Origin of the sequence: Streptomyces sp. NPDC045470, from assembly GCF_040646595.1 — a bacterium.
Classification (GTDB): Bacteria; Actinomycetota; Actinomycetes; order Streptomycetales; family Streptomycetaceae; genus Streptomyces.
Map to the genome: position 1 here is coordinate 91,246 of NZ_JBEZAN010000021.1, position 21,407 is coordinate 112,652.

Annotated in this window: 6 protein-coding genes; all 6 read left to right on the plus strand. The window is 72.6% G+C overall.

All coding sequences use genetic code 11. The annotated features are described in order from the left end of the window. The first annotated feature begins 75 nt into the window (after positions 1–75). The 6 genes from AB0A97_RS35705 to AB0A97_RS35730 all read left to right on the plus strand — a co-directional run bounded on the left by AB0A97_RS35705 (position 76) and on the right by AB0A97_RS35730 (position 21,377). Positions 76–15,168, plus strand: coding sequence for an SDR family NAD(P)-dependent oxidoreductase (locus tag AB0A97_RS35705; protein WP_361158261.1), 15,093 nt, complete (start codon positions 76–78; stop codon positions 15,166–15,168). 112 nt (positions 15,169–15,280) lie between these two features. Further along, entirely contained in the window at positions 15,281–16,120 is an 840-nt protein-coding gene (locus tag AB0A97_RS35710) for a hypothetical protein (RefSeq protein WP_361158264.1), read from the plus strand. A gap of 5 nt (positions 16,121–16,125) precedes the next feature. Beyond that, positions 16,126–19,023 carry a condensation domain-containing protein gene (locus AB0A97_RS35715; protein ID WP_361158267.1) on the plus strand — a complete coding sequence of 966 codons (2,898 nt, stop codon included), beginning with the start codon at positions 16,126–16,128 and terminating at the stop codon, positions 19,021–19,023. Positions 19,024–19,109: 86 nt separating this feature from the next. Beyond that, positions 19,110–19,976 (plus strand): 3-hydroxyacyl-CoA dehydrogenase family protein, encoded by an 867-nt coding sequence (locus AB0A97_RS35720; RefSeq protein WP_361158270.1) that lies wholly within the window; start codon positions 19,110–19,112, stop codon positions 19,974–19,976. After that, on the plus strand, positions 19,973–20,254 hold the full coding sequence (locus tag AB0A97_RS35725; protein ID WP_361158272.1) for an acyl carrier protein: 282 nt from the start codon (positions 19,973–19,975) through the stop codon (positions 20,252–20,254). The genes AB0A97_RS35720 and AB0A97_RS35725 overlap by 4 nt, the downstream gene beginning before the upstream one ends. Before the next feature lies 1 nt (position 20,255). Then, positions 20,256–21,377, plus strand: coding sequence for an acyl-CoA dehydrogenase family protein (locus tag AB0A97_RS35730; protein ID WP_361158274.1), 1,122 nt, complete (start codon positions 20,256–20,258; stop codon positions 21,375–21,377). Positions 21,378–21,407 lie beyond the last annotated feature (30 nt).

Sequence of the window (21,407 nt, forward strand, 5' to 3'; positions counted from 1 at the left end):
CCGGATGACGCCCGGAACGACGGTGCTGACAGTGCCGCGAACGGCGATGGTGATGCTCGATGTGTGGAGGCAGCGATGACAGGACAGACCGACAAGCTCCTTGAAGCGCTGCGTGCCTCCGTGAAGGAGACCGAGCGGCTGCGGCAGCAGAACCGGCAGCTCGTCTCGGCGGCCTCGGAACCGCTGGCGATCGTGGGCATGAGCTGCCGGTACCCGGGTGGTGTGACCACCCCGGAGCAGTTGTGGGAGCTGGTCTCCACCGGCGGCGACGCCATCTCCGGTGTCCCCGCGGACCGTGGCTGGGACACCGAGGGCCTGGACGACCCAGGCCGGCCGGGCAGCTCCTCCGCGGCCGAGGGCGGATTCCTGCGGGACGCGGCCGCCTTCGACGCGGACTTCTTCGGCATCAGCCCGCGCGAGGCGCTGGCCATGGACCCTCAGCAGCGGCTGCTGCTGGAGACCTCCTGGGAGGCGCTGGAGCGGGCCGGGGTGGCACCCGCCTCTCTCCGCGGCTCGCAGACCGGTGTGTTCGTCGGCGTCGGCCCCTCCGACTACGGCGCCAACCCCGCCCTGCACACCGACGACCTGCAGTGGCACCTGATCACCGGCGGCGCGACCAGCGTGATGTCCGGGCGCATCTCCTACCTGCTCGGCCTACAGGGGCCGGCGGTGTCGGTGGACACCGCCTGTTCCTCCTCGCTGGTGGCGCTCCACCTGGCGGCGCAGGCCGTGCGCGCGGGGGAGTGCTCGCTGGCGCTGGCCGGCGGTGCCACGGTGATGGCCTCGGCCATCGGGATCCGCGGGTTCTCCCGGCAGGACGGCCTGGCCGCGGACGGCCGCTGCAAGGCGTTCTCCGCCGACGCGGACGGCATGGGTATGGGCGAGGGTGCCGGCATGGTCGTGGTGGAGCGGCTGTCCGATGCCCGGCGCAACGGACACAAGGTGTTGGCGGTGCTGCGGGGCAGTGCGGTCAATCAGGACGGTGCGTCCAACGGTCTGACCGCGCCGAACGGGCCGTCGCAGCAGCGGGTGATCCGGGCCGCGCTGGCCAACTCGCGTATGACGCCCGGTGACGTGGATGTGGTGGAGGCGCACGGTACTGGTACGAAGCTGGGTGACCCGATCGAGGCGCAGGCGCTGCTGGCCACCTACGGCCAGGAGCGTCCCGAAGGGCGGCCGCTGTGGCTGGGCTCGGTGAAGTCCAACATTGGCCACGCCCAGCAGGCTGCCGGTGTCGCGGGTGTCATCAAGATGGTGCTGGCCCTCCAGCACGGACAGCTGCCGCGCACTCTGCACGCGGACGAGCCCTCCCCGCACATCGACTGGGCATCCGGCGAGGTGAAGCTGCTGACCGAGCCGGTGCCGTGGCCCAGCGGAGACCGGGTGCGGCGGGCCGGTGTCTCCTCCTTCGGCCTCAGCGGCACCAACGCGCACGTCATTCTGGAGGAGGCTCCCGCAGCGCAGGGCGTTGAAGCTGTTGAGGAGTCCGGGGAGCCGGTGGTTCCGGTGGTGACCGGTGCTGGTGCTTGGGTGTTGTCTGGGCGGACTGCTGGGGCGTTGTCGGCGCAGGCCGGGCGGCTGGGGGAGTGGGTGTCGGCCCGTCCGGCCCTCCGGCCGGTTGATGTGGCGTGGTCGTTGGCGGCGACTCGGTCGGTCTTCGAGCATCGGGCGGTGGTGGTTGGCGGGGACGGGGAGCAACTACGCGCGGGCCTTGGGGGACTGGCGTCCGGCGCGCCCTCGGGTGCGCTGGTCGCGGGCATGGCCCGCCCGGATGCCCGCCCGGTGTTCGCCTTCGCCGGGCAGGGGTCGCAGTGGGTCGGGATGGGCCGGGAGCTGGTGGTGGTATCACCGGTGTTCGCGGGACGGTTGGCGGAGTGCGCGGCGGCGTTGGCGCCGTATGTGGACTGGTCGCTGAGCGACGTCCTGGCGGGTGCGGAGGGGGCTCCTGCGCTGGAGGCGGCGGATGTCGTCCAGCCCGCGCTGTGGGCAGTGATGGTGTCGCTCGCCGCTGTCTGGGAGGCGGCGGGTGTCGCTCCGGAGGCCGTGGTCGGTCACTCGCAGGGAGAGATCGCCGCTGCGACAGTCGCCGGGATGCTGTCGCTTGAAGACGGCGCGCGCGTGGTGGCGTTGCGGTCGCGTGCGTTGAAGGTGCTGGCGGGTGCGGGTGGGATGTTGTCGGTCAGCCGTCCGGCGGCGGAGGTCCAGGAACGTCTGGTCCGTTTCGGGGAGCGGCTGTCTCTGGCGGCGGTCAACGGGCCGTCGGCGACGGTGGTGTCCGGTGAGCCGGAGGCGTTGGAGGAGCTGAGGGCGGAGTTCGAGGCGGAGGGCGCCCGGGCCCGCATGGTGGCGGTGGATTACGCCTCGCATTCGGCGCAGGTGGACCGGCTGGAGGTGGAGATCACCTCTGTTCTGGCTGGGATTTCCCCGCGCCGGGGCCGGGTCCCGATGGTCTCCGCGATGACCGGCGAGACGCTGACGGGCGCGGAGCTGGACGCCGGGTACTGGTTCCGTAGCCTGCGGGCGACGGTGGATTACGACCGTGCGGTGCGCGTGCTGGCCGGTCAGGGCCATCAGATGTTCGTCGAGGTCACGCCGCATCCGGTGCTGGTCGGCGCCATGCACGACACCCTCCAGGACCTCGCTCAGGAAGCGGGCCCGGGCGTCATGCCGGCGGCCGTCTGCGGGACGCTCCGCCGCGACGAGGACGGTGCGGATCGTCTGGTGGCGTCGCTGGCGGAAGCCTTCGTCAGTGGGGCGTCGGTGGACTGGCAGGCGGTGCTCCCCGTAGGTAAGCGGGTGGAGCTACCTACGTATGCCTTCCAGCACGAGCGGTTCTGGCCGAAGGCGACGGCCACGGTATCCGGTGGTGATCCGGTATCGCTGGGCCTGGGTGCGGTGGGTCATCCGTTGTTGGGTGCGGCGGTTGAGCTGGCGGGTGGTGCGGGTCTGGTGTGTACGGGCCGGTTGTCGGTGCGTACGCATCCGTGGCTGGCCGATCACGCTGTGGGCGGTGTGGTGCTGCTGCCGGGTACCGGCTTCGTGGAGCTGGCGGTGTGCGCGGGGGATCAGGCCGGCTGCGGGCTCCTGGAAGAACTGATGCTGCATGCCCCGCTGGTCTTCCCCGAGGACGGCGCTGCGGTGCAGATCCAGGTGGTGCTGGCCGGTGCGGACGCCGAAGGCCGCCGTAGCGTCGAGGTCTTCTCCCGGTCCGATGCGGCTGGTCAGTCGCAAGGATGGACGCAGCACGCCAGCGGCACGCTCGCCCCCGCCGGCCCGGCAGCCGAGGCCGACGATGACTTCGCGGTGTGGCCGCCCCGTAACGCCACCACAGTGGACGTCTCCGGCCTCTACCAGTCCGCTGCCGAAGGCCCCTACGGCTACGGTCCGGCGTTCCAGGGGTTGCGGGCGGTGTGGCGCCGTGGCGAGGAGGTCTTCGCCGAGGTGGCGCTGCCCGAGGAAGTGGCGCAGGACGCTGCCGCCTTCGGCCTGCACCCGGCGCTGCTGGACGCCGTACTGCATGCCAGTGCCTTGCTCGATGCTGAGGGGGAGCCGGGCGAGATCCGGTTGCCGTTTGCCTGGACGGGTGTGGAGTTGCATGCCAGTGGTGCGTCGGTGCTGCGCGCCCGGTTGCGTCGTGACGCGCAGGGCACGTTGACGGTGACGGCCGCCGATGCCGCAGGTCAGCCGGTGATTTCCGTGGCCTCGCTGATCACCCGCCCGGTGGACACCGGCCAGCTCGGCAGTGCCGTGTCGCCGGTTGCGGATGCCTTGTTCACCGTCGCCTGGATGCCAGTCAGCGGCACTGAGTCCATAGCCCCCGTAGCCGGGGTGTGGGCGCTGGTCGGCGCCGATCGTTTCGGTGTCGCCGAGGCCCTGGGCAGGTCCGGCATCACGGTTCAGTGCTTCCCGGGGCTGGAAGAGGCCGCTGCTGCCGTGGAGGCGCGGCAGTGCACGCCCGCGTTCGTCCTGGTCTGTGCCGGTGGCGACGCCCGGGGCGAGGAAGACCCGGCGCGGGCCGCTGCCCGGGTGACTGGCGAGACCCTGGTTCTGGTGCAGGGCTGGCTGGGTGAGGAGCGGCTGGCGGAGAGCCGTCTGGTGGTTCTCACGCGGGGCGCGGTAGCGGTCTCAGCCGGTGAGGGCGTGGCTGACCTGTCGGCAGCAGCTCTCGCTGGCCTGGTGCGCTCGGCCCAGTCCGAGAACCCGGACCGGCTGCTCCTCGTAGACCTGCCGGCCACCGGCACTGCGGAGCAGGTCACCGAGCTGCCGGTTGCCGTTGCCACCGGGGAGCCGGAGCTGGCGCTCCGGAATGGTGGAGTGCATGCACGACGGCTGGTGCGGCCCTCTGGGGAGCTGTCGGTTCCGGAGGGCCGGTGGCGTCTGGTACCGGATGCGGGCGGTTCGCTGGAGGGGCTGTCGCTGCTGCCGTCGCCGGAGGCGGATGTACCGTTGGCGGCTGGGCAGGTTCGTATCGCCGTTGGTGCCGCCGGGCTGAACTTCCGCGACGTACTGATCGCGTTGGGCATGTACCCGGGCGGCGGGGTGCTGGGCAGCGAGATTGCCGGAACGGTGCTCGAAGCCGGGCCGGGGGTGGACCACCTCGTCCCGGGCGACCGGGTGACGGGAATCGGTGAGGGCGGGTTCGGCCCGGTGGTTGTCACCGACGCCCGGCAGGTGGTGCGGATTCCGGACGGCTGGTCGTTCGCCGAGGCGGCCTCGGTGCCGACGGCGTTCATGACTGCTTGGTACGCGTTGGTGGAGTTGGCCGGGGCGAAGCCGGGGCAGCGGGTGTTGGTGCACGCTGCGACCGGTGGGGTTGGGATGGCGGCGGTGCAGATCGCCCGGTACCTGGGGCTGGAGGTCTTCGCGACCGCCAGTCCGGGGAAGTGGCCGGTGCTGGCGTCGATGGGCCTGGATGCGGAGCACGTCTCGTCCTCCCGTACTGCCGCATTCGAGGCGGATTTCCTGGCCGCCACGGATGGCGCGGGTGTGGACGTCGTGGTGAATTCGCTGGCGGGTGAGTTGACCGATGCTTCGCTGCGGTTGCTGCCGCGGGGCGGGGCATTTGTGGAGATGGGCCGTACCGACGTCCGCGACGCCCAGGCAGTGGCCGCGGACCGACCCGGTGTCACCTACCGCTCGTTCGACCTCGGCGAGGCAGGCCCCGAGGGGTTGGGCACCATGCTCGGCAGGATCGTGGAACTGCTGTCCGCCGGCGAACTGCGGCGGCTGCCGATGCGGGCCTGGGAGGTGCGCCGGGCGCGGGACGCGTTCCGGTTCATGCAGCAGGCCCGGCACACCGGCAAGATCGTCCTGACGATCCCCGCGCACCTCTCCGCAACGCAGCAGCCCGAATCGGCCCGGTCCGGTGCCCGTTCGGCGTTGATCACGGGCGGTACGGGCACGCTGGGTGGTCTGGTGGCCGGGCATCTGGTGGTGTCGGGTCGGGCGGAGCATGTGGTGCTGACCAGTCGTTCGGGTCCTGGTGCGGCCGGTGCGGCGGCGTTGGCCGCGCGGTTGGCACAGGCAGGTGCTTCGGTGCGGGTGGCGGCGTGTGATGCCGCGGACCGCCGGGAGCTGGCCGTCGTGATGGCGGCGATCCCGGCGCAGGCGCCGTTGCGGACTGTGGTGCATACCGCTGGTGTGTTGGATGACGGTACGGTTGGTTCGCTGACCGTGCAGCGGGTGGCCGGGGTGCTGCGGCCGAAGGCGGACGGTGCCTGGAACCTGCACGAGCTGACCCGGGGCCTGGTTCCGGATCTGGAGGACTTTGTACTGTTCTCGTCCTCGGCGGCGGCGTTCGGGGTGCCGGGGCAGGGCAATTATGTGGCGGCCAACGCATTCCTGGACGCACTGGCCGCTGAGCGGCGGGCGTCGGGTCTTCCGGGTGTTTCGTTGGGGTGGGGGCTGTGGGCCGAGGTGTCCGGGCTGACCGGGCAGCTGGCCGAGTCCGACCGCTCTCGGTTGTCGCGTGGTGGTGCGTTGGCGCTCAGCGCCGACGAGGGCTTGGCGCTGCTGGACCTGTGTCTGGCCCGTGATGAGGCGGTGCTGGTGCCGTCCCGGCTGGACCTGGCCGGGCTGCGGGCCCAGGCGGCGCGGAGTGCGGAGATTCCGCCGCTGTGGCGGGCTCTGGTCGGTGCCGGTAGCGGGCGGCGCAGCGCTGCCGGGGCCGGTGACGCGGGTGCGGATTCGCTGCATCAGCGGCTGTCCGGGCTCTCCGGGCAGGAGCGGACCAGGCTGCTGACCGGCCTGGTCCGTACGCATGCGGCGGCCGTCCTGGGGCATGCCTCGGCGGAGGCCGTCGAGCCGGGCCGGGCCTTCACCGACCTGGGCTTCGACTCGCTCACCGCCGTCGAACTGCGTAACCGGCTGAGCACCGCGACCGGGCTGCGGCTGCCCGCCACCCTGGTCTTCGACTACCCCAACCCGGCCGCGCTCGCCGGCCACCTCAAGACCAGGATCATCGGCAACGGCGACGGGCCGGACGCGAACCCACTGCCGACCGGTACGACGCAGCAGACCTCCGGGGAACCGATCGCGATCGTCGGCCTGGCCTGCCGATTCCCCGGCGGGGTGAACGACCCCGAGGAGTTCTGGCGGCTGCTCGCCGACGGCACCGACGCGGTCTCCCGCTTCCCGGACGACCGCGGCTGGGACGTGGAGGCGCTCTACGACCCGGACCCCGACAGCGTCGGCACCTCCTACACCAGGGAAGGCGGCTTCGTCGGCGACGCCGGCGGTTTCGACGCGGACTTCTTCGGGATCAGCCCGCGCGAGGCGCTGGCCATGGACCCTCAGCAGCGACAGGTCCTGGAGACCTCCTGGGAGGCACTGGAGCGGGCCGGCATCGACCCTTCCGCGCTGCGCGGCAGCCAGACCGGTGTCTTCGTCGGCGGCTTCGCCTCGGCGTACGGCATCGGCGTGGCGACCGGCGACGAGGGCGCGGAGGGGAACCTGACCACCGGCTTCGCCACCAGCGTGCTGTCCGGTCGGGTGTCCTACACCCTCGGCCTGGAAGGCCCGGCCGTGACGGTGGACACGGCGTGCTCCTCGTCCCTGGTCGCTCTGCACCTGGCTTGCCAGGCGATCCGAGCGGGGGAGTGCTCCATGGCGCTCGCCGGAGGTTCCACGATCATCTCGACCCCGGACGGGATCGTCGGCTTCAGCCGACAGCGTGGCCTGGCCCCGGACGGCCGCTGCAAGGCGTTCTCCGCCGACGCGGACGGCATGGGCTTCGCCGAGGGCACCGGCGTCCTGGTCGTGGAACGCCTCTCGGACGCCCGGCGCAACGGGCACAAGGTGTTGGCGGTGGTACGGGGCAGTGCGGTCAACCAGGACGGTGCGTCCAACGGTCTGACCGCGCCGAACGGGCCGTCGCAGCAGCGGGTGATCCGGGCTGCCCTGGCCGGTGCGCATCTGACGGCGTCCGAGGTGGACGTGGTGGAGGCGCACGGTACCGGTACGAAGTTGGGTGACCCGATCGAGGCGCAGGCGCTGCTGGCCACTTACGGTCAGGAGCGTCCCGAAGGTCGGCCGTTGTGGCTGGGGTCGGTGAAGTCCAACATCGGGCACACCCAAGCTGCTGCCGGTGTTGCGGGTGTCATCAAGATGGTGCTGGCCCTCCAGCACGGACAACTGCCGCGCACCCTGCACGCGGACGAGCCCTCCCCGCACGTCGACTGGACCGAGGGAGAGGTGCGGCTGCTCACCGAGCCGGTGCCGTGGCAGACGAACGACCGGCCGCGCATCGCCGGCATCTCCTCCTTCGGCATCAGCGGCACCAACGCCCACGTGCTCTTGGAGGAGGCCCCCGCCGAGGAACCCGCGCACGGGAACGGAGACCCCGCTGACGCCGGCACAGCGACTTCGGCACCGGTGCTCTCCAGGGTCGGAGCGGACGAGGCTGCCGAGACGGTGAGCGCCTGGCTGGTGTCCGGCCGCTCGGCTGCGGGTCTGGCCGCGCAGGCGGACCGGCTGCGGGACTGGCTGACGGCCCGCCCGGAGTTGGAGCCGGCTGATGTGGCGTGGTCGTTGGCGGCGACGCGTTCGGTCTTTGAGCACCGTGCGGTGGTCGTGGGCAGGGATCGGGAGCAGGTGCTGGCGGGGCTTGCGGGCCTGGCGTCCGGTGCGCCTTCGGGTTCGCTGGTCGCGGGCACGGCCCGACCGGATGCTCGTCCGGTGTTTGCTTTTGCTGGTCAGGGTTCGCAGTGGGTGGGGATGGGTCGGGAGCTGGCGGGGGTTTCGCCGGTGTTCGCGGCGCGTCTTGATGAGTGTGCGGCGGCGTTGGCGCCGTACGTGGACTGGTCGCTCAGCGATGTTCTGGCGGGTGTGGAGGGTGCTCCGGCGTTGGAGTCGGCGGATGTCGTCCAGCCTGCGTTGTGGGCGGTGATGGTGTCGCTGGCCGCTGTCTGGGAGGCGGCGGGTGTCGTCCCGGAAGCCGTGGTGGGTCACTCTCAGGGTGAGATCGCTGCGGCGACGGTGGCGGGGATGCTGTCGCTTGAGGACGGTGCGCGTGTGGTGGCGTTGCGGTCGCGTGCGCTGAAGGTGCTGGCGGGTGCGGGCGGGATGCTGTCGGTCAGCCGTCCGGCGGCGGAGGTCCAGGAGCGCCTGGTCCGGTTCGGGGACCGGCTGTCTCTGGCGGCGGTCAACGGGCCGTCGGCCACGGTCGTCTCGGGTGAACCGGAGGCCCTTGAGGAGCTGAGGGCGGAGTTCGAAGCGGAGGGCGCTAGGGCCCGTTTGGTCGCGGTGGATTACGCCTCGCATTCGGCGCAGGTGGACCGGCTGGAGGAGGAGATCACCACCGTCCTGGCCGGGATTTCCCCGCGCCGGGGCCGGGTTCCGATGGTCTCGGCGATGACTGGCGAGACGCTGTCCGGCGAGGAGCTGGACGCCGGCTACTGGTATCGCAGCCTGCGCGCGACAGTGCATTACGACCGTGCCGTGCGGGTGCTGGCGGGTCGTGGTCATCAACTGTTTGTCGAGGTGACGCCGCATCCGGTGCTGATGGGGGCGATGAACGACACCCTGGAAGAGGTCGCCCAGGAGACAGGCCCGGGCATCGTCCCGGCGGCCGTCTGCGGGACGCTCCGCCGCGATGAGGGCGGTGCGAATCGTCTGGTGGCCTCACTGGCGGAGGGGTTCGTCAACGGGGCGCCGGTGGACTGGCAGGTGGTGCTGCCCGAGGGGAAGCGGGTGGAGCTGCCGACATATGCATTCCGGCATGAGCGGTTCTGGCCGAAGGCGAGCGCTGTGGCTTACGGTGGTGATGCGGTGTCGTTGGGGTTGGGTGCGGTGGGTCATCCGTTGTTGGGTGCGGCGGTTGAGCTGGCCGGTGGTGCGGGCCTGGTGTGTACGGGCCGGTTGTCGGTGCGTACGCATCCGTGGCTGGCTGATCATGCTGTGGGTGGTGTGGTGCTGCTGCCGGGTACCGGTTTTGTGGAGCTGGCGGTGTGTGCGGGGGATCAGGCGAGGTGTGGTGTGCTGGAGGAGTTGACGCTTCAGGCGCCGCTGGTCTTGCCTGAGGACGGCGCTGCTGTGCAGGTCCAGGTGGTGCTGGCCGGGGCGGATGCCGAGGGGCGGCGTGCCGTCGAGATCTTCTCCCGGCTGGATGCGGTCGGTCAGTCGCAGGGGTGGACGCAGCACGCCGGCGGCGTGCTCGCCCCCGCCGGTCCGGTAGCCGCGGCCGAGGAGGACTTCGCGGTATGGCCGCCCCGTGACGCCACGACGGTGGACGTTTCCAACCTTTACCAGTCCGCCGCCGAAGGACCCTACGGCTATGGTCCGGCGTTTCAGGGGTTGCGGGCGGTGTGGCGCCGGGGCGAGGAGGTTTTCGCCGAGGTGGCGCTGCCGGAGGAGGTGGCGGAAGACGCTGCGGCCTTCGGTGTGCACCCGGCGCTGCTGGACGCCGTACTGCAGGCTGCCTTCCTGATGGGTGGCGCCGAAGAGGGCGCAACCGAAGAGGTTCGGCTGCCGTTCGCCTGGGCTGGTGTGGAGCTTCATGCCAGTGGCGCGTCGGTGCTGCGGGCCCGGCTGCGTTGTGATGCGCAGGGCACGCTGACGGTGTCGGCCGCCGATACGGCAGGCCAGCCGGTGATTTCCGTAACCTCGCTGGTCACTCGCCCGGTGGACGCCGGCCAGCTCGGCAGTGCCGTGTCGGCTGTTGCGGATGCCTTGTTCACCGTCGCCTGGATGCCGCTCAGTGACGCCGAGTCCGTAGCCCCCGTTGCCGAGCAGTGGGCGCTGATCGGCGCCGACCGTTTCGATGTCGCCGAGGCGCTGGGGCGGTCCGGCATCACGGTGCGGTGCTTCCCCGGTCTGGAGGAGCTGGCCGCTGCCACAGCGGACCGGGAGATCGACCCGGCTTTCGTCCTGGTCTGCGCCGGTAGCGAGAGCCAAGACGCAAACGACCCGGCGCGGGCCGCGGCCCGGGTGACTGGTGAGGCCCTGGTTCTGGTGCAGGAGTGGCTGGGTGAGGAGCGGCTGGCGGAGAGCCGGCTGGTGGTTCTCACGCGGGGTGCGGTGGCGGTCTCGGCCGGTGAGGGGGTGGCCGATCTGCCAGCAGCGGCCCTTGCGGGCCTGGTGCGCTCGGCTCAGTCGGAGAACCCCGACCGGCTCCTCCTGGTGGACCTGCCGGCCACCGACACCGCCGATCAGATCGCCGTACTCCCGGACGTGCTCCCGGCCGCACTCGCCGCCGGGGAACCCGAGGTGGCCATCCGCGACACCGCGGTCCACGGGCGGCGGCTGACCCGTCCATCCGGCTCCACGGCGGCAGTTGAACGACCCACCGACCCGTCCGCCAACCCTTCCGGTGCCCGTTCGGCGTTGATCACGGGTGGTACGGGTACGTTGGGTGGTTTGGTGGCCGGGCATTTGGTGGTGTCGGGCCGGGCGGAGCATGTGGTGCTCACCAGTCGTTCGGGTCCTGGTGCGGCCGGTGTGGCGGTGTTGGCCGCGCGGGTGGCGCACTCGGGTGCTTCGGTGACGGTGGTGGCGTGTGACGCCGCCGACCGTGAGGGGCTGGCCGCTGTGCTGGCGGCGGTTCCGGCGCAGGCACCGTTGCGGACGGTGGTGCATACGGCGGGTGTGCTGGATGACGGTACGGTCGGTTCGCTGACCGCGCAGCGGGTGGCGGGGGTGCTGCGTCCGAAGGCGGACGGTGCCTGGAATCTGCACGAGCTGACCCGGGACCTGGTTCCGGGGCTGGAGGACTTCGTGTTGTTCTCCTCCTCGGCGGCGGCGTTCGGGGTGCCGGGCCAGGGCAATTACGTGGCGGCCAACGCATTCCTGGACGCACTGGCCGCTGAGCGGCGGGCGTCGGGTCTTCCGGGGGTTTCGCTGGGGTGGGGGCTGTGGGCCGAGGTGTCCGGGCTGACCGGGCAGTTGGCTGAGTCCGACCGGTCCCGGATGTCGCGCGGTGGTGCGATGGCGCTGAGCGCGCGGGAGGGGCTGGCGCTGCTGGACCTGAGTCTGGCCCGCGGTGAGGCGGTGCTGGTGCCGTCCCGGCTGGACCTGGCCGGGCTGCGGGCCCAGGCGGCGCGCAGTGCGGAGGTCCCACCGCTGTGGCGGGCCTTGGTCGGTGCCGCTGCCGGGCGGCGCAGCGCCGCAAGGACGGACGACGCGAGCGCGGACTCCCTGCACCGGCAACTGGCCGCACTGCCCGCCGCCGAGCGCGACGAGCTGCTGCTGAATCTGGTACGGGCCAACGTCGCCGCGGTCCTGGGGCACGCCTCCGCGGAGGCCGTCGAACCGGGCCGGGCCTTCACCGACCTGGGCTTCGACTCACTCACCGCCGTACAACTGCGTAACCGGCTGAGCACCGCGACCGGGCTGCGGCTGCCCGCCACCCTGGTCTTCGACTACCCCAACCCGGCCGCGCTCGCCGGCCACCTGCGCGGGCGGCTCGGCGACGGGCCGCAGACGCGCACGAAGGCCGTCACCGGACCGGCGGCAGCGGAGACGTCAGGAGCCGGGGCGCCGGACGAGCCGATCGCCATCGTGGGGATGAGCTGCCGCTTCCCCGGCGGCACGGCGGACCCCGAGGACCTGTGGCGGATGCTGCGCGACGGCGAGGACGCGATCTCGGCCTTCCCCACCGACCGCGGCTGGGACCTGGACGGGCTGCACGACCCGGACGCCGCGCGGAGCGGCACCGCCACCACACAGGCCGGCGGATTCGTGCAGGACGCCGCCTCCTTCGACGCCGGCTTCTTCGAGATCAGCCCGCGCGAGGCGCTGGCGATGGACCCGCAGCAGCGGCTGCTGCTGGAGCTGGCCTGGGAGGCGTTCGAGCGGTCCGGGATCGATCCGACCACCCTGCGCTCCAGCCCGACCGGCACCTTCGTCGGCGGCTACACCTCCGGCTACGAGGCGAGCGTGCTGGCGCAGGGCGGCGCCGAGTCCCAGGGGCACCTGATGACCGGGATCGCCACCAGCGTCCTGTCCGGCCGGCTGGCCTACACCTTCGGGCTGGAGGGCCCGGCGGTGACGGTCGACACGGCCTGCTCGTCGGCGCTGGTGGCGCTGCACCTGGCCGCTCAGTCGCTGCGGTCGGGGGAGTGCTCGCTGGCGCTGGCCGGCGGTGTGACGGTCATGGCCACCCCGGGCACGTTCGTGGAGTTCTCCCGCCAGCGCGGGCTGGCCGCGGACGGCCGCTGCAAGGCATTCGCCGCCGCGGCCGACGGCACCGGCTTCGCCGAGGGCGCCGGTCTGCTCGTCGTCGAACGGCTTTCGGATGCGCGGCGCAACGGGCACCCGGTGCTGGCGGTGCTGCGGGGCAGTGCCACCAACCAGGACGGTGCGTCCAACGGGTTGACCGCGCCCAACGGGCCGTCGCAGCAGCGGGTGATCCGGGCCGCGCTGGCCAACGCCCGTCTGGCGCCCGGTGACGTGGATGTGGTGGAGGCGCACGGTACCGGTACGAAGTTGGGTGACCCGATCGAGGCGCAGGCGCTGCTGGCCACTTACGGTCAGGACCGCGGCGAGGGCGACCCGCTGTGGCTGGGGTCGGTGAAGTCCAACATCGGTCACACCCAGGCCGCTGCTGGTGTCGCCGGCGTCATCAAGATGGTGCTGGCCCTCCAGCACGGACAACTGCCGCGCACCCTGCACGTGGACGAGCCCAGCCCGCACGTCGACTGGGCCGGCGGCGAGGTGCGGTTGCTCACCGAACCGGTGCCGTGGCAGGCGAACGGCCGGCCCCGCCGTGCCGGCGTCTCCTCCTTCGGGATCAGCGGCACCAACGCGCACGTCATCCTCGAAGAGGCGCCCGCGTCGCCCGCCGGGCCCGAGCCCCACGCGTCGCCCACCGGGTCCGGGGCCCACGTGCCACCCGCCGGGCCCGAGATTCACGTATCGCCCGCCGGGTCCGAGCCCCACGCGTCGCCCGCCGGGCCCGGGACCCACGCAGGGCCCCCGCCCGGAGCCGGAACTGCTCCGGCGGCCGGCTCGGTCCCGCCGTCGACGGTGCCGTGGCTGCTGTCCGCGCGGACCCCGGAGGCGCTGCGGGCCCAGGCGGGACGGCTGCGCCAGTTCCTGCTGGAGCGGCCGGAGCTCGACCTGGTGGACATCGGGTTCTCGCTGGCCACCACGCGTACCGCATTCGACCACCGGGCGGTGGTGCAGGGCACGGACCGGGACGGGCTGCTGGCGGGCCTCGCGGTGGCCGCCGCGGGCGTGCAGACCCGGGACGTGGTGACCGGAACCGTGAGGACGGGCCGCAAACCGGTCTTCGTCTTCCCCGGCTCGGTCGCATCGACCGGAGGCTCGGACTCGGCCGCATCGCCCGGAGCTCCAGGCCCGGACGTCCGGCTGGACGCCGTAGCCGCACTGCTGGAGGAGTCGCCGGTCTTCGCCGACCGGATCGCCGACTGCGAACAGGCCCTGGCGCCCTTCGTGGACTGGAAGGTGACCGAGGTGCTGCGGGCCGGCGGAAACAGCCCGGCGCTCACCACCCCCGAGATCCACCGCCCGGTGCTGTGGGCGGTGCTGGTGGCGCTCGCCGCGCTGTGGCGCTCCGCCGGTGTGCACCCGGCCGCGGTGGCCGGACACGGGGTGGGCGAGATCGCCGCCGCCCAGGTGGCCGGTGTGCTGTCGCCGGCGGACGCGGCCCGGCTGGCCGTGTTGTGCGACCGGACGCCGACCGGTGAGGGCGTCGTCCAACCACGGCCGGGGACGGTGCCGGTGTTCTCCACCCGGTCCATGGACTGGGTGGACGGTGCGGCCCTGGACGCCGACCACTGGCTGCCGTACCCGGGGCAGGAACCGGCCGTCCCCGTACGGGAAATGGCCGAGGCCCTGGCCGGAGCCGGCTTCGGCGCGTACGTCGAGGTCGGCCCGGAGCCGGTGCTTGCCACCGTCCTGGCCCAGGCCTTGCCGGCCGAAGGGAGCGGCGCGGAGCGTGACGGTGCGCCCGTGGTCACCGCGACCCTGCGCCGTGGGGAGCCGGGCCTGCGGGCGTTCACCTCCGCGCTGGCCGCCTTGCACGTGAGGGGCGTGACCGTCGACTGGGCCGCCGTGCTGGGTGGCGGACGCCGGGTGGATCTGCCCACCTACGCCTTCCAGCGGGAGCGGTACTGGCCGCAGCCGCCGGCCCGGTCCGCTGCCGAAGTACCCGCGGCCGGCTCCCTGTCCCCGGACGAGCAGCGGTTGTGGTCCGCGTTGGCGGAGCAGGACATGAGCGCGCTGGGCGAAGTGCTGGGCACCGGAGCGCCGTTGCGTGAGGACATGCCGCTGGGCGCGGTACTGGCGCAGGTCGCCGCGTGGCGCCGGGAGCGCACCGCACCGGACGGGGCGGCCGAGGCCGGTGCCGCGGGCGCGGGCGAGGGCACCGCTCAGGAAGGCGCGCACGGCGCCGGGGCCGGCTGGCGGCAGCGGCTCGCCGAAGTCGGCCCGGCACAGCAGCAGGAGCTGCTGAGCGCACTGGTCCGCGAAGAGATAGCGGCGATGCTCGGATACGGGTCCGTGGACTCCGTCCCGCAGTACGGCGACGTCTTCGAACTCGGCATGACCTCGATGTCGGCCGTTCAACTGCGGCTGCGAATGAACGAGCTGACTGGTCTTACACTGCCGGAGGGCTTCGTCTATGACCTCTATATGCCGGAAGCCATCGCGGAGTACCTGCTCGGCGAGCTGACGGTGGCACTTCGGGAAGGCACTCCCGAAGACCGGTAGAAGATTGCCGGAAATCCGGGAAATCGCCGATGCCCGACCGGATTTCGTTGCTCAGTTCCGCAGGCTGCGGCGCGGGGAAACCAGCCAGCCAACTCCGATGATGGGATGAGAAGTGCCGAACGAGAACGCCTGGAGCGTCATAGCCGAGCCTGCCTCGAATTCCCTGATACTCGGCGTCGACTTCCCGGCGGCCGGCCGTCACGAGGCGGGCCTCGACGACCTGGTGAGGGGAATGGGCACCGCCTGGTCCGGACACGGGGTGCTGCAGACCTCGCCGCCGCCGGTACGGCTGTCCGACCGGCCGTCCGGCGACTTCTACACCGACCACTGGATGCGGTCGGGCGACTGGGAGAAGTACGAGGTCGTGGCGGTGCTGGGCTACTGCGTCGGCGCGGTCTACGCAGCCCGGATCGCCGAGCGGCTGGCAGCGGTGCAGGGCAGGATGCCCCAGGTGGTGCTGTTCGACGCGCAGCTCGCCGATCTGCCGCTGCTGGCCTCGGAGATGCACAAGATGATCGGGCAGGCCGCCGCGGTGCTCAGCGAGCAGGAGGCGGAGGACGGCCGGAAGCGGGCCGTCGAGATCGTCGCCACCCCGTCGATCGGAATGGCGGAGGCGGCCGAGCAGATGGTCGAGCTGTACCGGGAGCTGGCCACCTCGGGCTTTCGCCGGATCGGCCTGTCGGAGTCCCGCTGCGAAGAGATGGTGCTGCTTTTCGAGTCGTACATGACCTGGCTCTCGGCCTCCTCCCGGATCGACCCGGTCGCTGCCTGGGGCGGTGCGCTCGGCCTCACCTCGGCCGATTACGCCGAATTGGAGAAGGCCGGCGCCACCACCGTCGTGAACGCCGCCACCGCGGCGATCGGCCGGCGCATACCCGTCGAGACCCGCCACATCGATCTCCTGCGGGATGCGTCGACCGTGCGCGCCCTGCTCGCCAACACCGAATTCTGACCGGCATGAACTCCCAGCCGGACCTCTCGGCACGCGCCCCGGAATCCGCACCCCGACCGGCGGCCGCGAACACGGCCACCGATGACGACACCGCCCCTGCGAACGGCACCGCCACCGCGCACAGCGCGCCTCCCGTGCACGGCACGTCCGCCGCGAACGGCACGGCCACCACGAACAAGGAAAAGGCCCTCTGGCTGCTGGAGCAGTTGGTCCCGGGCACCGGGGTGAACAACCTGGGACTGGCGCTCCAGGTGAGTGGCCGGCTGCGGCCGGACGTGCTCGGCGCGGCCCTGGCCGTGGTGGCCGGCCGGTTCGAGGTGCTGCGCACCGTGTTCCGCGCGAGCAGCGCCGACCTGCTCAAGGAGACCGTGCCCGCCGGGGAGTTCGCCGTCCCGGTGGAGCCGCTGGAGCTGTCCGGCGGGCCGCTGGCCGAGGACCTGACCGCGTTCGTCGACCGGCCCTTCCCGCTCGACGGCCGGCCCTTGATCCGGGTCGCCACCGCCACCATCGCCGACGGCGACGTGCTCTGCGTGGCCGTGCACCACCTGGTGTTCGACATGGTCTCGGTCGGTGTCCTGCTGCAGGCGCTCGTCCCGGTCTACGACGCCGTCGCGGCCGGCCTCCCGGTGCCCGAGCAGGCCGTCGCGCCGGTCCCGGCCCTCGCCGAGGCCGCGCCGCGCCCCGCCGACCTCGACCACTGGCGCCGCACCCTGGACGGCTTCGACCCCACCGGCCTGGACCTGTGGTGCGGCACCCCGCGCGGGCGGCAGCCGGTACTGGCCGGGGAGAGCGCCGTGCGGACGCTCGGCCCCCGGGCCCAGCAGGCCGCGGTCGAGCTGCAGCGTGCCGCGCGGGCGCCGATGGGCGCGGTGCTGCTCGCCGCCTATGCCGCGCTGCTCGCCGCCCACGGTGCCGGTCCGGACCTGGTGATCGGCTCCCCGGTGGACGTCCGCGGGGCCGGCACCGGCGCCATTGGCTACCACGTCAACGTCGTCCCCATCCGTATCCGGGTGGACCTCACCGAGGGTTTCCGCCCGCTCGCCCGCCAGGCCAGGGACGCCTTCCTCGGCGCGATGGCGCACGCGCACACCTCGGTGGACGAACTCGCCGGAGAGCTGCCGGGCATCGGCACGTCCTGGCAGACCCAGCTCTTCCGGCACCTGTTCAACTTCCTCCCCGACGCGCCCGTCGGCGAGCTGCGGGTGGACGGGATGCCGGCCCGGCTGCTGACGGTGGAGAACCCGCACAGCAAGTTCGACCTGGAACTGGTCGGCTCCCCGGCCCGCGCCGAGCTGATGCTGCGCCACTCCCGGACGCTGACCCGCACCGACGCCGAGGCCCTGCTGTCCCGCTTCGAGGCGCTGCTCGTCACGGCCGCCCAGGACCCGGACCGGCCGCTCGGCGAGACAGCGGGCTGGAGCGAGCGTGACCGCGAGACGGTCGACCGGGCCAACGACACCGCGCTGGACGGCCGACCGGCCACGCTGGAGGCGGCGTTCACCTCCTGGGCCCGCAGCCGGCCGGCCGACGTGGCCGTGCTGGACGGCGACCGGAGCATCACCTACGGCGAGCTGGACGCGGCCGCGGACACCGTCCGCGAGATGCTGGCGGACGCCGGGGTGCGGCCCGCAGAGGTCGTCGCGGTCGCGGCGGCGCCGGGCGAGACGGCCGCCGCGCTCCTCGGCTGCTGGCGGGCCGGCGCCGTCTGCCTCCCGCTCGACCCCGGCGAGGAACCGGCTCGGCAGACAAGGCGGCTGACGCAGGCTGCGGCGAAGACCGTGCTCACCGGAGCCGGAGTCCACCTGCCCGCCGGGTCGGACCTGACGCCCGCCCTGCCGCTGCCCGCGTTCCCCGGCACCGGCCCCCAGCGGCCCGGCGCGCCCGCGGACCCGCACGGCGACGAACCCCGACGAGACACGCCCGCCTGTCGGCTGCCCGCAGACGAGGAGGACGAGGAGCAACCGGCCGCCGTGCTGAGCCACGCCGGTATCGCCGACACCGCCGCCCACTTCGCCCGGGAGCTCGGCGTCGGGCCCGGCACCGGTGTGCTGAGCCTGGCCCGGCCCGGGACCTTCGCGGCGCTCTTCGACGCCGCCCTGGCGCTGGGCGTCGGCGGTCGGCTCGTACCGGCCCCCCAGAAGGCCCGCACCGACGCCGCCACCCTGCGCGCGACCGCCGAGCGGCACGGAGCGGACGTGCTGGCCGTACCGCCGGGCACCGCGCCCCGGCTGCTGGAGGAGCTGGGCGGCCAACTGCCCGGACTGACCGTCCTGGTCGCCGGTGACGAGCTGTCCGCGCCGACCGCCAAGGCGCTGCTCGCCGCGGACTGCCGGCTGTACTGCGGCTACGGCGCTCCGCAGACCACCGGCTGGGCCCTCTCCGGCCGGGTCACCACCCCCGAGGACACCCGCCGGGGCCGCCCGATCGGCAACACCCGGGCGTTCGTCGCCGCCCCCGACGGACGGGAGCTGCCCGTCGGGGTGCGCGGCGAACTCTGCCTCGCCGGCACCGGGACGGCCCTGGACACACCGGACGGCCCGGCCCTGCCGGACCACCCCGGATACGGGCGCCACCACCGCACCGGGCGGCTCGCCCAGTGGCAGCCGGACGGCACCCTCGTCTGGCACCCCCGCGAGCAGCCCGCCGCGGACACGGCCGCCGGGCCCACCGCCCCGGACGCGGCGGCCGACGACCCACTCGTCAGCGAGTTCGCCGCGATCTGGCAGCAACTGCTGAGCTGCGAGGTCACCGCGCAGACCCACTTCTTCGACGCGGGCGGCCACTCACTGCTCGCCGCCGTACTGACGCAGAAGGTCGAGGACCTCACCGGCATCGCCCTCCAACTGCGCGACGTCTTCGAGCACCCGACCCCCGCCGCCCTGGCCGCCAGGGTGCGCCGATGACCCGGAACCGGCCGACGCCGGCCGCGCCACCACCGGCCGACCGCGACCGGCCCACCGAACCCAGGGAAGAGACCAGGGAAGAGACCATGAGTACTGCTTTCGATGAGCACCGGCTCGCCGTCATCGGCGCCGGCGTGATGGGCACGAACATCTCGGCACTGGCCCTCGGCCACGGCGTCGACGTCGTCCTGGTCGAGACCGACGAGGCCGCCCTCGGCCGGGCGGACGGCACCGTACGGCACAAGCTGCGGCACGCCCAGCTGATGAACGTACTGCCCGCGGACCGCCCGCAGGGCACGCTGACCGTCACCGCGGCGCTGGACGACATCGCGGACGCCGACACCGTCGTCGAGGCCGTCACCGAAGTCGCCGAGGCCAAGAAGGAGGTGCTCGGCGCGGCCTCCCGGCTCGTCGCGCCCGGCACCACCCTGATCTCCAACACCTCCTGCATCCCGATCGAGGAAATGGCCGCCTGGACGGCACGCCCCGAAGACCTCCTGGGCGTGCACTTCATGAACCCCGCCTACATGATCAAGATGGTCGAGGTCATCCGGGGCCCGCGGACCTCCCCCGCCGCCCTGGAACGCGCCACCGCACTGCTCACGGTCCTGGGCCGGGAATCCCTCGTCGTCGAGGACTCCGCGGGCTTCGTGATCAACCGGCTGCTGCACCCACTGATCAACACCGCGGCCATGCTCGTCCAGGAGGGCGTGGCCTCCGTCGAGACGGTGGACAACCTGCTGCAGGGCTGCCTCGGCCACGCCACCGGACCGCTGCGCACCGGCGACCTCATCGGCCTGGAGAACCTGGTCGACTCCCTCAACGTGCTCTACGAACGCCGCGGGGACGAGAGCTGCCGCCCCTGCGACCTGCTGCTCGCCAAGGTGCGGGACGGCCACCTGGGCCGGAAGACCGGCCGGGGCTTCTACGACTACGGAAAGGCCGCATCATGACCGTCGAAGGCGAAAACGCCACGCTCACCGCCGAGACCGTGCACAAGGAACTGCTCGACTTCCTCACCGAGCGGATCCAGACCACCGTCGAGCCGGACCAGGACCTGTTCTCCTCCGGCATGGTCTCCTCCATGTTCGCCATGCAACTCGTCGTCCACCTGGAGGAGGCGTACGACATCGCCATCGTCGGCGGCGACCTCAAGCTGGACAACTTCCGCACCGTGCAGACCATGACCGACCTGGTACTGCGGCTGCAGGGCACGGCGGAGGCGCACTGAGATGACAGACCTCCTGGCCGACGGGCGCGCCGTGATCAGCGAGCTCGTCGGCGACCGGGCCGCCGACTGGGACGTGGCCGGCGAACTTCCCGTCGAGATGCTGCGGACCCTGGGCGCCCGCGGCCTGCTGTGCGCACAGGTTCCCGCCGACCACGGCGGCCTCGGCCTGAGCAGCGCCGCCAACGGCGAACTCACCGCCCACGCCGGCAGCCTGTGCAGCTCACTGCGCTCGGTGATGACCTCACAGGGCATCGTGGCCTGGACCGTCCAGCGCTTCGGCGACCGCACCCAGCGGCGCGAGCTGCTCGCCGAGCTGACCGGCGGCAAACTCACCGCCGTCGGTTTCAGCGAACCGGGCGCCGGCAGCGACCTGGCCGCCATGCTCACCCGGATCAAGGCCGACGGCGACGGATACGTCATCGACGGCGAGAAGAAGTGGGTCACCGGCACCCGCTACGCCGACTTCGTGCTGATCATCGGCCGGTACGGCGACGGGGACGGCGCCGCCGCCGCGATCGTCCCCGTCGACGCGCCCGGTGTGCACATCCGGCCGGTGCCGCACCCGATGGGCTGCCGGGCCGCCGGACACGCCGACATCCGGCTGGACCAAGTACGGCTGCCCGCCTCACACGTGCTCGGCGGCGGCGGACAGCCCCTGTCCATGCTGTTCACCACCGCCCTGACCTACGGGCGGGTGTCCATCGGCTGGGGCTGCGTCGGCATCCTGCGGGCCTGCCTGGACGCGGCCGGCCGGCACGCGCAGCAGCGCCACCAGGGCGACGTGGCCCTGGCCGAGCACCAACTGGTACGCGGGCACCTCGCCGACCTGCTGGTCGCCGAACAGGTCGCGCTGCGCGCCTGCGAGCACGCCAGCCGGCAGTGGGACGCCGCGGCCCCGGACATGGGCACCATGGCCATCCTGGCCAAGCACGTCAGCGCCCAGCAGGCCGCCCGCAGCGCCGCCACCGCGGTCCAACTGCTCGGCTCGACCGGCGCCGCCGACGGCCACGTGGTGGCCCGCGCGTTCCGCGACGCCAAGCTCATGGAACTGATCGAGGGCAGCAACGAGATCTGCCGGCTGATCCTCGCCGACCACGTGCTGTCCACCACGAAGACCGGCTGACCCGCCGGCCCCCCGCCGTCCCCGCCCCTT

Coding starts and splice junctions, on each gene's coding strand:
- AB0A97_RS35705 (WP_361158261.1), top strand. CDS start 76: ATGACAGGACAGACCGACAAGCTCCTTGAAGCGCTGCGTGCCTCCGTG.
- AB0A97_RS35715 (WP_361158267.1), top strand. CDS start 16,126: ATGAACTCCCAGCCGGACCTCTCGGCACGCGCCCCGGAATCCGCACCC.
- AB0A97_RS35720 (WP_361158270.1), top strand. CDS start 19,110: ATGAGTACTGCTTTCGATGAGCACCGGCTCGCCGTCATCGGCGCCGGC.
- AB0A97_RS35725 (WP_361158272.1), top strand. CDS start 19,973: ATGACCGTCGAAGGCGAAAACGCCACGCTCACCGCCGAGACCGTGCAC.
- AB0A97_RS35730 (WP_361158274.1), top strand. CDS start 20,256: ATGACAGACCTCCTGGCCGACGGGCGCGCCGTGATCAGCGAGCTCGTC.